Below are 15909 nucleotides of genomic sequence, written 5' to 3'. Positions count from 1 at the left end.
GGCTCGCCTAGTCAGCACCCTCCAGTTGCCGGGTCACCAAGGCCGTTAGATCCGAAAGTGAAAACGGCTTGGCGAGGAAGGCCGCATCGGGTACAGGCGGCCGCCCTTCCGAGAAAATATCCTCGGCATAGCCCGACATGAAGATTACCTTGGTGTCGGGCCGATCACGCAGCGCCGTACGCACCCAAGTCGGACCGTCCATACCCGGCATCACCACATCGGTCACGAATACATCGACCATCAGCCGGAGATTGGCCAGCAGCGACAAGGCATCCTCGGCACAGGTCGCTTCGAGGACATTGAACCCTTGCAGCTTCAGTGCGCGACTGGCAAAGGCGCGAACCGGAGCTTCATCCTCTACCAGCAGTACGGTGGCCTCGACATCACGACGCGCACGCATCGGCCTGCCCGGAGCCGGCCTTTGCACCTCTTCCGGTGCTCTACGATCATGAGCTGGAAAAAACAGGGAAAAACAGCTGCCTTCTTCCGGAATGCTATCGCAGAAGATATAGCCCCCGGTCTGCTTGACGATCCCATAGGCAGTCGAAAGCCCCAGGCCCGTACCCTCACCCGTGCGTTTGGTGGTAAAGAACGGTTCAAAGATTTTGATCAGATCGTCTGAAGCAATGCCGCAGCCCTGGTCGCGCACCTGCACCCGGACATAGTCCCCAGCCGGCAAAACAACACGACCAAATTCCGTCCGCGTCTCCAGTTGGACATTGTCCGTGCAGATGGTTATGTCGCCGCCTTCGGGCATGGCATCACGAGCATTGACCACCAGGTTCATGATGACCTGTTCAAGTTGACGACGATCGGCATGGATCATCCTCAACGCAGGATCGTGATCAAAGGTAAGCACGATCCGTTCACCCACCAGACGGTTAAGCAGATGGGTCAGCTCTGAAAGTGTGTCGCGCAGGTCCATGATCCGGGGTTTCAGTGTTTGCTTGCGAGAAAACGCCAGCAATTGCCGGACCAGGGCTGCCGCTCGGTTCGCGTTCTGACTGATCTGGTCAAGGTCGGCATAATCGGGATCTGCCTTATCATGGCGCAACATCAGCAAGTCGCAATGCCCGGTAATCGCAGTCAGAAGGTTGTTGAAGTCATGCGCTATGCCACCGGCAAGCTGCCCGATTGCCTGCATCTTTTGGCTTTGGACGAACTGCGCCTCAAGCGTCTTGAGTGCACTGGCGTCAGAAAGCACCGCGGTAACATGTTCGCCACGCCCACGCGTCAGCGACAACTGTACGAATCGGTCGGGTCCCTGGGCCCTGACATGCAGCACCTCGCAACTGCCGACAGTCCGTCCCGCACTGACATCCGAAACCCAATCCGCCAGTTCACGCCCAAGCCCGTCCAGCAATACGGCAAGGTTCTGTCCCGGGAGAGACCTGCCAAGCAGGTCGCAGGCGGCCGTATTGGCCCGGACAATATTGGCGGCGGGGTCCAGGATCAGCAGCGAGACCGGAAGCAGATCGAAATCATCCCCTTCGAGCCGCAGAGGTAAGGCGGTAGGCCGCATCGGTCGTTCGGCCGCGGCAGCCTGCCACAGCTGGATGGTGGAGCCAGCCTCTCGCAGCACCCGATATTCTCCGGCGGCGCCCAGATCGGCCTGAACCTTGCCATTGCGCGACAAGCCGAGGCCGAGATCGTTCCAGAACGTGATCGGGTCGGCGTGACACCGGCTTAACGTATCGTGAATATAACGGCCGACCAGATCGCCGATTCTGTCCAGCGCCAGTTGATTTTGCGCCAAAATCAGACCGTCAGAACTAACCGCAAAGGATGGCAGGTCATGACGCAGGACAGCGGGCAGAACCCGATTGAGGTCACGCCGGACTGCCAGCCCACGCCAAAGATGGCGTGCCGAGATAGCGCCGCCCAGCAGGTACCATGCGGTTACAACCGCACCTGCGATCAACAGGGTGATTCCCCCCTGCGCGTCCTGCGGCTGCATCGCCAGCCAAAGCGCCCCAACTACCGCCGGCAGTGTCAGGAAAGGCAGGACGATTTGTGCCGAACGCAGGGTCTCCGACCGTTCCGAATTCATCCTTCCCCTCGTCACCATGATTTTTCACTGCATAGCCACCGCGCATTAACAGACGGTTAACGACGGCGCATCAGAGCCAGATAAAAGCCGTCAGAGGCAGAAAGGGGCGAAAAATGCCGCACCAAAATCCGCTCAAACTGCGGATTTTCATTTAAAAAACCCTGCACCTGTTCGTCGTTTTCGCAGGAAAGCACCGAGCAGGTCATATAGGCCAATTGCCCACCATCAGCGACAAACCCGGCCGCTTGGGTTAGAATCCGGCTCTGCAAAGCTGCAAGCTGTGTCAATTCATCGCGCGTCAAACGCCATTTCGCATCCGGGCTGCGGCGCCAGGTTCCGCTGCCCGAACAGGGAACGTCGGCAAGAACCGTATCGAACCGACCTGTAACCTTACCCGGCGCCGTCAGACGCAGGTGTACACCGGCCCTTTCGGCGCGCGTCGGCAGATCAGTCATACGTCCAGCATCAATGTCATGCACCGTGACCGGGCCCGCGCCTTGCGCGGCCAAAGCCAGCGCCTTACCCCCGCCGCCTGCGCAAAAATCCAGCAGACTGCCGCGCGCCGGCAGCAATGCGCAGGCCATCTGGGGGGAGAGATCCTGAAGTTCCACCAGACCTTCGCGATAGGCAGAGCAGGTGGCAAGCCGCCGGGCCCCGTCGGTAATGCGTAAGGCTGTTGGCAATTCGGGGTGAGGGGCGGTCGCAACCCCCTGCTCGGCCAAAGCGGCTGCAGCGGTGTCGGGATCCGTGCGCCGCTGATTCACGCGCAGCCAGGCCGGCGCACGGTCGCGCATTGCCAAGGCAACCGGCGTCGCGTCCGGACCCAACGCCTGCCGCCACAGCGGTATCAGCCAGTCCGGCAAATCCAGTGCCTCGTCCGGCGTGGATGTATGGCCCGCCTGATGCTCAGCATCGGATAGCGCGGACGGCGCATACCTATCACCGGTGAACAAGGATGCGGGTTCGATCCCCTCTTCACGGCACATGCCCAACAAAAGCCCACGCCCGGACAGCACCCCACCCAAAGCGGCCCGAGAACGCAGCCGACGCAGAGCGTCGAATACCAGATCACGAACGGCTGCACGGTCGCCAGAGCCGGCAAAGCGGCTGGCCCGGGCCCAGCGGATCAGTGCCGCTTCGGCGGCCTGCCCTTCCAGGATGTGGTCCAAGATAATGATGGCCGCGGCAACGCGGGCAGAGGGCGTCATGTCAGGCTGCGTCCCGGGCGCGACGGATAGAGGATGCCGCCCAGAGAAGATGGCAGCCGGGCTTTGTCAATCCCATCAGGGTGGCTTGGCCGATCCCCAAAGAGATGCCCCCTCCTTGCCCGAACCGACCTGGCCGCCACCAAGCAGCGGCCCCGCCCTCGCCCCCACAGGCGAGCGGCCCGACGCAAGAACCGCCAGCGAACCCGGCTGACCAGTGACCTGACTGCCAATCGGCGCACCAAGCAGCATTACCCTGTCCCGCACCCGCCTGCGCTGGCCCGAATTGATCCCGGCAAAACTGTTATAGGTCTCGGGCGAGCCGGTCATTCCCGAAAACCCCCGCTCGCGCAGCACCTGATGCAACGTATCGAAACGCGCCAGATAACGCTGCGCATGAACCGGGGTGCGGGAATGAAATGCCCCCGCCGCCAGACGCCAATCGCCCATCTCGCCATGAAGCTGGCGCAAAAACCGGGCTGCGTAACGGGCATTTTCCAGCGGATCGAACATCTGCGCGAGGGATGAGAAATGCGCGCCATGCCAGCGATAATTCAACTGGAAGCAGCCGATGTCGATGTTGGAACGCCCTTGGTCCACCCGGTCCTGAGCAAAGGAGATGGCGCTGACAGGGTCATCAAACCAGGTGCCTTCCCCCTCGGCATTGGCGCTCCAGGCCCAAGGGCGCACAAGACCGTTCAGCCTGCGCCCCGTTTCCGTGAGGGTCAGTGCGCCCAGGATATCGGCCGGCACACCGGTTTCAGCCGCCACCTGCTGCGCGGCCCATTCACAGACCTCGGCAGAAGGCAGGGCGCCCACCCGGACGGGCACCAAAATCAACGCAAGAATATGTAAAAGCGCAAGAAGGCGGAGCATGAAACGGCCGTCAAGACAGGAATCCGTCGGCCTTTTTAGCGCAAGACCATTAAGATTCGGTAAGCGCGGCCGGTCAGCCGCGCGCCGGATGTCAGCCTAGCCGATAATTCGGGCTTTCTCGGGTAATCTGCACGTCGTGGACGTGGCTTTCCTTCAGCCCGGCACCGGTAATGCGGACGAACTGACAATTGCTTTGCATCTCCGCGACAGTCGCATTGCCGGTATAGCCCATGGCAGCGCGCAAGCCGCCCACCAACTGATGGATGACCGCTGCGGCCGAACCCTTGTAGGGCACCTGCCCCTCGATCCCTTCGGGCACCAGCTTGTCCGAGGCGGCGTCCTTTTGGAAATAGCGGTCGGCCGAGCCGCGCGCCATGGCGCCAAGACTGCCCATGCCGCGATAGGATTTGAAGCTGCGGCCCTGATACAGAATCACCTCGCCCGGGCTCTCGTCGGTGCCGGCGATGGCCGAGCCGACCATGGCGCAAGAGGCACCTGCCGCGATCGCCTTGGCAAAATCGCCCGAGAACTTGATGCCGCCATCGGCAATGATCGGCACGTCGCCTGCGCCGCGCACCGCATCCATGATCGCGGTCAACTGCGGCACACCCACGCCTGCCACGATGCGCGTGGTGCAGATCGAGCCCGGCCCGATGCCCACCTTGACCGCATCCGCGCCTGCATCGATCAGGGCGCGCGCCGCTTCGGCGGTCGCCACGTTGCCGGCCACAACCTGCACCTCGTTCGAATATGTCTTGATGCGGGAAACGGCGCGGGCCACGCCCTCGGAATGGCCGTGCGCGGTGTCGATCACCACCAGATCCACTCCGGCGTCGATCAGGGCTAGGCTACGCTCATACCCCTCTTCGCCTACGGTCGAGGCGGCAGCAACGCGCAAACGACCCAGATCGTCCTTGCAGGCCAGTGGATTGAGGACCGATTTCTCGGTGTCCTTCAGCGTCAGCAGACCGGTCAAGCGCCCTGCGGCATTGGTTATCAACAGTTTCTCGATCCTGCGGGCCTTCATCAGATCGATCGCAGCAGCCCGGTCGGCCGGCTCGTGTAGGATGGCGAGGTTATCCGAGGTCATCACCGCCCGGACCGGCATGTCGTCGCTGTTGGCAAAGCGCATGTCGCGGTTGGTGATGATACCCACGACGCGGCCATCGGTATCGACCACCGGAAATCCGGTGACGTTGAAGCGTTCCTGCAGGGCCTTGGCATCGGCGATGGTCTGCTCGGGCGTCAGGGTGATCGGATCATAGACGATACCCGATTCGAAGCGTTTCACCCGGCGGACCTCATCGGCCTGTTGCTCGGCGGTCAGGTTGCGGTGGACGACGCCAATGCCACCGGCCTGAGCCATGGCAATCGCCATACGGCTTTCGGTCACAGTGTCCATGGCGCTGGAGAGCAGCGGAATGTTCATCCGGATCTGCTTGGTGACCCAGGTCGTCACATCGGCGGTCGAAGGCATCACCGAGGACGCCGCAGGAACGAGGAGAACATCGTCGAAGGTCAAAGCCTCACGAATCTGCATGGGAGCATCCTTGTCAGGGGTTCGTTTGGCAGTTTCCCCTTTCACGCGCAGGCGGGATTGTCCAGCCTGTCAGGCGCATTCCACTGGCATTTAGCGTTGATTTCCGCCTTTCCCTGCCCGCATGGAAGCGAATGCCGACAATCACGCGCTGACATTAACCCTGCGTCAAGGAAACGTTGCTACAACGACACGGCGGCGGAACGGGAAAAATCAGAACGCCGCGTCAGAAGGTGCGGGAGATTGACGCCAACGCAGCGCCTGCCGCAGGTTGGTTTCAGAAGGTCCGAAAGACCTGTTTTTGGGAGGAAACTATGAAAAGGATCATCACCGGCATTGGCGCCCTGCTGGCTACGGCGGCACCAGTCCTTGCTGGCGGAATCGAACGCGCACCGCAATCGCTTGCGCCGCTGTTCGAACAGGGAAATTATGCGGAACTAAGCTTTGGCGGCGTGGATCCCAGCGTGCGCGGTCGTGACGTCGCGGGCTTTGGTACCGGCGATGTCGCACAGGGTTACGGCTTCTTTGGGCTCGCCTACAAGCATCAGTTCAACGACAATCTTTCCGGCGCAATCATCATTGAGCAGCCCTTTGGCGCGGATATTCGCTATCCATCGCCCCCCAACGGCTCTCCCGTGCTGGGTGGCACGAGGGTCGAGGTCAATTCCACGACCTATACCGCCCTGCTGCGCTATAAATTCGAGAACAATTTCTCGGTGCATGGCGGTATTCGCGGCTCACATGCCGATGGTGGCGTCACGTTGCAGGGGGCCGGCTATTCGACCACCTCGGGCTACAATCTGGATATCGGCGGCACCTGGGGCGTCGGCTGGGTGGCCGGCGTCGCCTACGAGGTCCCAGAGATCGCGGTACGGGTGTCGCTGACCTACAACTCGCCCATCGAACATGATTTCGACATGACCGAAAGCGGCGGCCCGCTGCCAATGGCCTTCAACGACAAGTACACGGTAAAAACACCGCGGAGCTGGTTGCTGGAAGGTCAGACCGGTATTGCCCAGGACACGTTGCTTTTCGGCTCGATCCGTTGGGTGAAATGGTCCGAGTTCCAAGTGGATAACTTCCTGTTCCCGATCACTACGCCGGTGGGGGATATCCCGCTTGTGGAAGTGGAGAATACGACCACCTATACGATCGGCGTCGGACGCAAGTTCACCGACAACTGGTCGGGTTCAATCTCGTTCCTCTATGAGCCGAGCGAGGGCGACACGGTGTCGCCACTGGCTCCGGTCAATGGTCGCAAAGGCGTGACACTGGCGGCGGTCTACACCATGGACAACATCAAGATCGCCACCGGCATCAACTACAGCAAGCTGGGCGATGCAACGCTCGGTGTGGGACCTAGCGGCAACAAAAACGAAGTGGCCCGAATGGACGACAGCGAGGTTTGGGGAATCGGTGTCCGCATCGGCTATTCCTTCTGAGCCCTGCTGATATAAGAAAGGCCCCGGCGGTTCCGGGGCCTTTTTCATGATGCCTCGCTTTGGTTCTGCTTTCAGGATCCATCGAGGATGGAAGGTTTAGGTGCACAAATCCCTAATCGGCGGAATGGGGGGTAGCCCTATCCTGAGTACATTGGCTTTGGCGTTGCTGGTTTATGGGTATTTGGGCAACGGTGAAGATCAGGGCTGCAGGGCCTGAACCAGTGCAGTGAAATGTTCGCCGCGTTTCTCAAAATCGGGGTATTGGTCGAAGCTGGCGGCTGCAGGCGCGAGCAGCACGGTCTCGCCCGGCTGGGCCTCGGCTTTGGCCCGCGCGATGGCTTGTTCCATGGTTTCCGCGATCTCGTAAGGGATCTGGCCGATCTGAAGCGCAAAGTCGCGGGCAGAGTGGCCAATGAGATAGGCTTTCACCACCGTCCCAAGGAAAGGGGTCAGTGCCTCGATCCCGCCCTCCTTACCCATGCCGCCGGCGATCCAGCGGATACGCGGAAAGGCAGCCAGCGCCTTGGCGGCGGCATCGACATTCGTCGCCTTACTGTCATTGACCCAGCGGACGCCATCGATCTCGGCCACAGTCTGGCTGCGGTGTGGCAGGCCCTGGAAACTATGGAAGGCACGCTCGATCTCTCGGGGGGGGATGCCGACGGCGCGGGTCGCAGCATAGGCGGCGCAGGCGTTCTGGTGATTATGCGCGCCCGGCAATCCGGTCACCTCACGCAGGTCGAACGACGCAACCTGACGCCCCTTGCGGTATTCGGAGAGAAAGCCCTTTCGGGCAAAGACCGACCAGCCGAACCCTTCCAGTTTCTGACCGGATGCGACCCGGATCACCCGATCATCGGCGGCGCTCATGGCGAGTTGATTGGCCAGATAATTGCCTTCGACCTCATCGACACCGATCACGGCGCGGTCCGGGCCGCCCTCGGCAAAGAGCCTGCGCTTGGCAGCGAAATAGCCCCCAAGGCCGCCATGCCGGTCAAGGTGGTCGGGGGAGAGGTTGGTAAAGACTGCCACATCCGGAGTCAGGGCACGGGCAAGGTCGGTCTGGTAGCTGGAAAGCTCAAGCACCACAACCTCTCCATCATGAGCAGGTTCCAGTGACAGGACGCCGGTACCTATGTTGCCGCCCATCTGGGTCGGACGGCCGGCCTCTCTCAGGATGTGGTGGATCAGCGCCGTGGTGGTCGATTTGCCATTCGAGCCGGTGACGGCGATCACCCGGGGCGTGGTTGCGAACTGCTCCCAATCGGTAGTGGCGAAGCTGCGAAAGAACAGCCCGATATCGTTGTCCACCGGCACGCCGAGATCATAGGCGCGGGCAATGACCGGATGCGGCCGGGGATAGAGATGCGGGATTCCGGGGCTGGTAATCAGCGCCGATATCCCCGCCCAATCCTGTTCGCGGGTCAGGTCGAGAACCTGCAACCCGTCCTGTGCCGCCTGTTCGCGCGTATCGACGCCATCGTCCCAGACGACAACCTGAGCGCCGCCCGCTGCAAGGGCGGCGACCGTGGCACGACCCGAGCGGCCGAGACCGAGCACGGCGATGGTCTGGTTCTGGACGCCCTGGACCGTGATCATGGTATTTCCTTCGCTGTAGCAGCCGGGGGCGCTTCGCCCCCCGGACCCCCTGAGGGTATTTGCAAACGGAGAAACTCTGTCAGCGCAGTTTCAACGTCGCAAGTCCGATCAACGCCAGAATCAGCGCGATGATCCAGAAGCGGATGACGATCTGCGCTTCGCCCCAGCCCTTCTTTTCGAAATGGTGGTGGATGGGAGCCATCAGGAACACGCGTTTGCCGGTGCGCTTGAAGTAGAGCACCTGGATGATGACCGACAGCGCCTCGACCACGAAAAGCCCGCCGACAATGGCCAGCACGATCTCATGCTTGGTCACGACGGCGATGGCACCCAGCGCGCCACCCAGTGCCAGGCTGCCTGTGTCGCCCATGAAGACGGCGGCCGGAGGGGCGTTGTACCACAGAAAGCCCAAGCCTCCGCCAATAAGGGCCGCCACGAAGACGGCGAGTTCACCCGTGCCCGGCACGAAATGCACGCCCAGGTAATTTGCGAAATTCGCGTTACCGACCATATAGGCGATCACCGCAAAGCTGCCCGCCGCGATCATCACCGGCATGATCGCCAGCCCGTCCAATCCGTCGGTAAGGTTCACGGCATTGGCCGCGCCCAGAATCACCAGCACGGCGAATGGCACATAGAACAGGCCCAGATTGATCAGCGTGTCCTTGAGGAAGGGCAGCGCCAGTTCCCCGCTGAGCGCTGGGGGGTGCATCCAGGCGGCTGCGGCCCCTGCACCCGCGGCGATGCACAGTCCAAGCAGCAATCGTATTCTTCCCGACAGGCCGGCATGATGCTGTTTGGTGACCTTGGCATAGTCGTCGGCAAACCCGATGGCGGCGAACCCCAGCGTGACCAGCAGCACGATCCAGACATAGCCATTGTCGAGACGCGCCCAAAGCAGCGTGCCCACCACCAGCGCGGCCAGGATCAGCAGGCCGCCCATGGTCGGTGTGCCCGCCTTGGAGAAATGGTTTTGCGGCCCGTCGTCGCGGATGGGCTGGCCCTTTTTCTGCTTGCGGCGCAGCAGGTCGATCAGCGGCCGTCCGAAAAGAAAGCCAAAGACCAGCGCGGTAAAGAAGGCACCGCCCGCCCGAAAGGTGATATAGCGGAACAGGTTGAAGAAATCCCCGCCGTCGGAGAGGTTCGTGAGCCAATAGAGCATTACGCTGTCCTTTCGCCAGGGGGCGTGCTTTGGCTGGTTCGCCGCAGCGCGTCAACCACTGTCGAGACCTTGGAGGACTTCGAACCCTTCACGAGCACGATATCGCCGGGCGCGACCAGATCGCCCGCACGCGCAGCCAGTTCGGCGGCTGTTTCGGCATGCAGTCCGCGTTTGTCCCGGGGCAATGCCTCGTGCAAGGCGCGCATAAGCGGACCGGCGGTGTGGACCAGATCGACAGCCAGCATCGAAGGGTCGGTGGCCATGTCGGCATGCATGGCGATCTCATCCGGGCCAAGTTCCAGCATGTCGCCCAGAATTGCCACCCGGCGGCCACCGGTCAGGCGCGCCAGCGTCGCCAGCCCTGCCGAAAGCGAGGTGGGATTGGAATTATAGGCGTCGTCGATCAGTCGGATGCCGCCCAGAACCTCGACCGCGCCGCGACCCAGCGGCGGGCGCCAGTCCGACAGGTGTTTTGCGGCCTTTTGCACATCGGCGCCGGCTGCAGAAAGTGCGGCCAGCACACCGACGGCGTTCATCACGAAATGCGTGCCGGCACTGGCCAGCGTGAAATCCGCTGTCTCGCCCAGCACCCGGGCGCGCACCGGGGTCGCGCCGTCCACGGTTTCGGCCTTGAGCGGCTTTGCCATGCCCTGCTGGCCAAAGCCGATGACGAGTGCGCCGGCCGCATCGGCGCAGTCGCGCAACAACTGCGTAACCGGCAGATCCTCGGGGATGATGGCGGTACCGGGTTGGGTCAGGCCACGAAAGACCGCGCCCTTTTCCCGCGCGATCCCTTCGATGGCACCGAATGCTTCCAGATGGGCGGCGGCAACCGTAGTGATCATCGCGACATGCGGCCGGGCGATGCGCGCCAGCGGCTCGATCTCGCCCGGGTGGTTCATGCCGATCTCGACAATGGCAAAATCGGTGTCTTCGGGCATGCGCGCCAAGGTCAGGGGCACGCCCCAATGGTTGTTGTAGCTGGCCTCGGCTGCGTGAATATTGCCCTGCCCGGTCAGCGCGATACGGGCCATTTCCTTGGTCGAGGTCTTGCCGACCGAGCCGGTGATGGCAATGACCTTGCCACGCATTCGGGCACGGCCCGCACGGCCCAGCGCTTCAAGCGCGGCCAGGACCTCGGGCACCACCAGCAGCGGCGCATCCTCGGGCACCCCTTCGGGCAGGCGGCTGACCAGCGCGGCGGTGGCACCTTTCTCCAGTGCCTGCGCGACGAAATCATGGCCGTCGCGGGCAGCCTGCAGGGCGACGAACAGATCGCCCGGCTGAATGGTGCGGGTGTCGATGGATACGCCAGTCACCGCGAAATCACGGGTGGCGCGGCCCCCGGTCGCAGCCACGGCATCGCGCGAAGTCCACAGCGTCATATCTTGCCATCCAGCGCCGCGACCGCCACCGAGGCCTGCTCGGCATCGTCGAAGGGGTAAACGTCATTGCCAATGATCTGGCCGGTTTCGTGCCCCTTGCCCGCGATCAGCAGCGCATCGCCCGGTTGCAGCGCATCGACACCGCGCAGGATCGCCTCGGCCCGATCGCCGACTTCGATGGCCTCGGGACCGGCGCCGGCCATGACCTCGGCGCGGATCGCGGCCGGGTCTTCCGAACGCGGGTTGTCGTCGGTCACATAGACGATGTCGGCGAATTGCCGCGCCGCCTCGCCCATCAAGGGGCGCTTGAGCCGGTCGCGGTCGCCGCCCGCGCCAAAGACCACGACGATGCGGCCCATGACATGCGGACGCAGGCTTTGCAGGGCCGAGGCCAGCGCGCCGGGCTTATGGCTGTAATCGACGAAGACGGCGGCGCCGTTGTCGCGCACGGCAGCCAGTTCCATCCGACCGCGCACGGTGGTCAGGCCCGGCAGGGTCTCGATCACGCGGGCGGGCGTGTCGCCAACGGCAATGGCCAGACCAGCAGCGGCAAGCACGTTTTCCGCCTGAAAGCCGCCGATCAACGCCAGCCGCACCAGATGTGCCTGACCGTGAAAGCTGAAGCGCAGGTCCTGACCGGTCGCGTCGTAACGCTGGCCGAGGATGCGCAGATCGGCACCCGCCTCGCGGCCGATGGTGGTCAGTTTCAGGTCGCGATCCTTGGCGATCAGCGCCATCTGCCGTCCGCGCGGATCGTCGATGTTGATGACCGCACCCGCGCCTTCTTCCAGCAGATGATCGAACAGCAGCGCCTTGGCGGCGAAATATTCGTCGAAATCCTTGTGATAATCCAAGTGGTCCTGGCTGAAATTGGTGAAAGCTCCCGCCTTCAGCCGCACCCCGTCCAGACGGCGTTGGTCCAGACCGTGCGACGACGCCTCCATCGCCGCATGGGTGACGCCTGCGGCGGCAGCCTCGGCCAGCACGCGATGCAGGGTGATCGGCTCGGGCGTGGTATGGGCCAGCTTGGCCTGATAGTCGCCCTGCACGCCCATGGTGCCCAAACTGATCGCCTTGTGCCCCAGCGCCTGCCAGATCTGGCGGGTAAAGGTAGCGACCGAGGTTTTGCCCGAGGTGCCGGTGACGGCGACCGTGGTTTCGGGCTGGGCGGCGAACCACAGCGCCGCGGCACCGGCCAGCGCGGCGCGGGGATCCTCGGCCACGACCAGTGCTGCATCCGAGCCGGCAAGCTGGGCCGCAGCAATCTCGGCACCCTTGCGGTCGGTCAGGATGGCGCCCGCCTGTTGGCGCAGCGCGTATTGGATGAACTCGCCGCCATGCGTGGCCGAACCCGGCAGCGCGGCGAACAAATGGCCCGGCTTGACCTGCCGTGAATCCACGGAAAGCCCCGTTATCTCGGGGTCGCGCCCCTTGTCTCCTCGCAGCCCCAAAAGAGACAGCCGCATCGCCCGATCAGTCACGGAACCTCCGCTCATCAGTTCGAAACGAGCTTTAGCCGATCCGGCAAAGGCCGTTCAACCATCGGCAGCTGCGTTTCCGTGGTTGGTCGCAGGCCCAGCAGCGGAGCGACGCGACGTATCACCTCGGCGGCAACCGGCACGGAGGTCGTGCCGGCAGTGCGGCTTTCGCCACCCGCACCGATGGACGAGGGCTCGTCCAGGGACAGGACCAGGACATATTGCGGATTGCTGGCCGGGAAGACCGAGGCGAAGGTCGAAACGACCTTGTTGCCATAATAGCCCCCCGTCGGGCGCGGCTTGTCGGCGGTGCCGGTCTTGCCCGCGACCTCATACCCCTCGACGTTGGCGCTGCGGCCGCTGCCCCGGACCACCACCTGACGCAGCAGTTGCACGGCAATGTTCGCGGCCTCGGGGGAAAGCACCTGTTCGCCCCCGCGATGGGTGCGGTCGTGAATCAGGGTCGGCATCACCCGCTTGCCGCCGTTGGCAACCGTGGCATAGGCGGTCGCAAGGTGCAGCGGGCTGGCGGCCAGACCATGACCAAAAGCCACCGTGGCCGAGGTCACGGCCGGCCAGCGTTTCGGCACGAGAGGCTTACCCGTCGGCGCCTCGCTCATCTCGATCGAAGTCGGCTCGAAAAAGCCCAGCTTCTCCAGAAAATCCTTTTGCCGTTCCGGGCCCAGCAGTTGCGCGATGCGGACAGTGCCAACGTTCGACGACTTCACGATGATATCCGTGACCGAAAGCGTGCCGTAGTTGTGGCCTCGGAATTCGTTGATCAGGTATTTGCCGATCTTCATCGGGGCCTTGGCGTTGATCATCGTGGCCGGGCTGACCAGCTTGAGGTCGATGGCCTGCGCCACCGGAAATATCTTGAAGGTCGAGCCAAGCTCGTACTGGCCCTGCACCGCGCGGTTGAACAGCGGGCTGTCCGAGGCATCCCCCTTGAGCAGGGGACGCGGCCGGTCGTTGGGGTCGAAGTCGGGCAGGCTGGCCATTGCGACGATCTCACCGGTCTTGACTTCCATCAGGATGCCGGTGGCGCCCCTGGCGTTCATGACCTTCATGCCATTGCCCAGCACCTCCTCCAACGCGGCCTGAACGGTCAGGTCCAGCGAAAGGGTCAGGGGCGCGCCGTCATTGGCAGGGTCGCGCAACCAGTGGTCAAATGCCTTTTCGACGCCGGCGACGCCCACGACCTCGGCGCTGGCCACGTCCTCTTTGCCAAAGGTGGCGCCGCCCAGAATATGGGCCGCGATCTGGCCGTTCGGATACAGCCGCATCTCGCGCGGGCCGAACAAAAGGCCGGGCTCGCCGATGTCATGCACGGCCTGCATCTGTTCGGGGCTAATCTTCTTCTTGATCCAGACGAAGGTGCGCTTGCCGGTAAAGTCCTTGTTCAGACGCTCAATATCCAGATCGGGAAAGATGCTCACCAGCTCACGCGCTGCACGTTCGGGTTCCACCATTTGCTGGGGATGAGCATAAAGCGAATGGGTCAGCAGGTTCGTGGCCAGAACCCGCCCATGCCGGTCGGTGATATCGGCGCGCTGCGAGATGATCTGGGCGCCGGTGGTCTGAACTCTGGGCTCGCTGGGCTGGCTGGCAGCCAGCACACCCATCTTGGCGCCCACAGTGCCAAAGGCCAGCGCAAAGGCACAGGACATGAAGAACAGCCGGGTGCGGGCGCTGCCGCGCGCCTTTTCCTGAATCTCGGCATGCCGTTGGGCGCGGTTCTCGGCCTCGATGGCGTCGGGATTCTCTCCGGTTTCGCGGGCGCGAAGGATGCGGGCCAGCGGGCGCAGCGGGGTGCGGATCATGGCGTGCTCTCCTGTGGTCTGCGGGGCGGAAACCCGGCGGGACGTTCCACCGGCACATCGTTGCCGGCGGTATCTGCACTGGGCTCGGGTGCCCTTGGCGTCGGGAAGGCCACTTGGCCGACATCAACGAACTGATCAGAACCAAAAGGCACCAGCTTCAGCCGGTCGAAATTCAGATCGACCAGTTGGCGCAGCCGTTCTGGACGGTTCAGATACGCCCATTCGGCGCGCTGGACGCCCAGATCCTCGCGCAAACGACCGATCTGGCGCTGGATATCGCTCATCTCGCTGATGGCCGATTGGGTGCGGTAATTCTCGCGATAGGCCCAGAAAGCCAGCCCCATCACCGCCAGCGCCGTCAAAAGGTAAAGCACGGATCGCATCACGCACCCCTTTCCGACAGCAATGGCAGACCTAAAGACGCCGGATCAACCCGACCCGCCTGCGCCTCGGTGCGGATGCCGACCCGCAAAAGCGCCGAGCGCGAACGCGGGTTCGTCGCAAGCTCAGTCTCGTCCGGGCCGATGGCGCGACGGAAGGGCAGCTTGAACGCCGCCTCTTGCCGCGCGGTTTCAGGCGCGTAGCGGCTACCGCCGCCTGCGCTGTTCGAACGCGCCTGCATGAACCGCTTGACGATCCGGTCCTCAAGCGAATGAAAGCTGACCACTGCCAGCTTACCGCCCGGGCGCAGGGCGCGTTCAGCCGCGGCAAGACCGGCGACCAACTGGCCGAACTCGTCGTTCACCCAGATACGGATCGCCTGAAACGCGCGGGTCGAAGGATGGCTTTGTCCCGGCTTGGGCCGCGGCAGACATCCGGCAACGATATCCGACAACTGGCCCGTCCGGCTCAGCGGGCGCGCCGCCACGATGGCACGGGCGATACGGCGCGAAGCGCGCTCCTCGCCATAAAGGTAAAGCACATTGGCGATCACCTCTTCGGGGGCGGTGTTCAGCAGTTCGGCCGCCGTCGGGCCATCGCCGCCCATGCGCATGTCCAGCGGACCATCGCGAAGAAAGGAAAAACCGCGCTCGGGTTGATCCAACTGCATCGAACTGACGCCAAGATCCAGCACGACGCCATCGACCAACTCGCCGGCCAGCTTGTCCAGATCGGAAAACGTGCCAAGGGTCAGTTGCAGCCGGTCGCCGTATTCCTCTGCCCATCCCGCGGCCATGCGAAAGACGGCCGGATCGCGATCGATACCGATCACCCGATCCGCGCCCTGCGCCAGCAAGCCGCGCGCATAGCCGCCGGCGCCAAAGGTGCCATCGACCCAGACGCCCTTCACAGGCGCAACGGCCCGCAACAGCGGGCCAAGCAGGACAGGGATATGCGGAGCTTCGGCCATC

12 protein-coding genes are annotated in these 15909 nt (G+C 63.2%); 1 reads left to right on the top strand and 11 read right to left on the bottom strand.

Annotated elements, in window-relative coordinates; translation table 11 throughout:
* Positions 1-7: 7 nt before the first annotated feature.
* From JWJ88_RS02155 to guaB, 4 genes are all read right to left on the bottom strand, one after another.
* Positions 8-2050, bottom strand: a complete 2043-nt coding sequence (locus tag JWJ88_RS02155) for an ATP-binding protein (protein WP_205294482.1) — start codon at positions 2048-2050, stop codon at positions 8-10.
* Between the two features lie 56 nt (positions 2051-2106).
* On the bottom strand, positions 2107-3258 hold the full coding sequence (locus JWJ88_RS02150) for an RsmB/NOP family class I SAM-dependent RNA methyltransferase (RefSeq protein ID WP_205294481.1): 1152 nt from the start codon (positions 3256-3258) through the stop codon (positions 2107-2109).
* A gap of 75 nt (positions 3259-3333) precedes the next feature.
* Positions 3334-4131, bottom strand: a complete 798-nt coding sequence (locus tag JWJ88_RS02145; RefSeq protein ID WP_205294480.1) for a lysozyme family protein — start codon at positions 4129-4131, stop codon at positions 3334-3336.
* Between the two features lie 91 nt (positions 4132-4222).
* Entirely contained in the window at positions 4223-5671 is a 1449-nt protein-coding gene (gene guaB, locus JWJ88_RS02140; RefSeq protein ID WP_205294479.1) for an IMP dehydrogenase, read from the bottom strand.
* 311 nt (positions 5672-5982) lie between these two features.
* On the opposite strand from guaB, the gene JWJ88_RS02135 reads away from it, so the two are divergent.
* Positions 5983-7110, top strand: coding sequence for an OmpP1/FadL family transporter (locus tag JWJ88_RS02135; RefSeq protein WP_205294478.1), 1128 nt, complete (start codon positions 5983-5985; stop codon positions 7108-7110).
* Positions 7111-7308: 198 nt separating this feature from the next.
* On the opposite strand, the gene murD is transcribed toward JWJ88_RS02135, so the two are convergent.
* From murD to rsmH, 7 genes are all read right to left on the bottom strand, one after another.
* Positions 7309-8709 (bottom strand): UDP-N-acetylmuramoyl-L-alanine--D-glutamate ligase, encoded by a 1401-nt coding sequence (murD, locus tag JWJ88_RS02130; RefSeq protein ID WP_205294477.1) that lies wholly within the window; start codon positions 8707-8709, stop codon positions 7309-7311.
* 79 nt (positions 8710-8788) lie between these two features.
* Positions 8789-9871: a phospho-N-acetylmuramoyl-pentapeptide-transferase gene (mraY, locus tag JWJ88_RS02125; protein WP_205294476.1), complete on the bottom strand. Its 1083-nt coding sequence runs from the start codon at positions 9869-9871 to the stop codon at positions 8789-8791.
* Positions 9871-11256 (bottom strand): UDP-N-acetylmuramoyl-tripeptide--D-alanyl-D-alanine ligase, encoded by a 1386-nt coding sequence (locus JWJ88_RS02120; RefSeq protein ID WP_205294475.1) that lies wholly within the window; start codon positions 11254-11256, stop codon positions 9871-9873. The genes mraY and JWJ88_RS02120 overlap by 1 nt, the downstream gene beginning before the upstream one ends.
* Positions 11253-12722: a UDP-N-acetylmuramoyl-L-alanyl-D-glutamate--2,6-diaminopimelate ligase gene (locus JWJ88_RS02115; RefSeq protein WP_407673897.1), complete on the bottom strand. Its 1470-nt coding sequence runs from the start codon at positions 12720-12722 to the stop codon at positions 11253-11255. The genes JWJ88_RS02120 and JWJ88_RS02115 overlap by 4 nt, the downstream gene beginning before the upstream one ends.
* A gap of 29 nt (positions 12723-12751) precedes the next feature.
* A complete protein-coding gene (locus JWJ88_RS02110; protein WP_205294473.1) occupies positions 12752-14557 on the bottom strand; it encodes a peptidoglycan D,D-transpeptidase FtsI family protein in 1806 nt (601 codons plus the stop codon).
* On the bottom strand, positions 14554-14940 hold the full coding sequence (gene ftsL / locus JWJ88_RS02105; RefSeq protein ID WP_205294472.1) for a cell division protein FtsL: 387 nt from the start codon (positions 14938-14940) through the stop codon (positions 14554-14556). Before ftsL ends, JWJ88_RS02110 begins: the two co-directional genes overlap by 4 nt.
* Positions 14940-15908, bottom strand: a complete 969-nt coding sequence (gene rsmH / locus JWJ88_RS02100) for a 16S rRNA (cytosine(1402)-N(4))-methyltransferase RsmH (RefSeq protein ID WP_205294471.1) — start codon at positions 15906-15908, stop codon at positions 14940-14942. The genes ftsL and rsmH overlap by 1 nt, the downstream gene beginning before the upstream one ends.
* Position 15909: the final 1 nt, after the last annotated feature.

It is taken from the genome of Paracoccus methylovorus (genome assembly GCF_016919705.1).
GTDB classification, from domain to species: domain Bacteria; phylum Pseudomonadota; class Alphaproteobacteria; order Rhodobacterales; family Rhodobacteraceae; genus Paracoccus; species Paracoccus methylovorus.
This window is presented reverse-complemented; position numbering and strand designations above follow the sequence as displayed.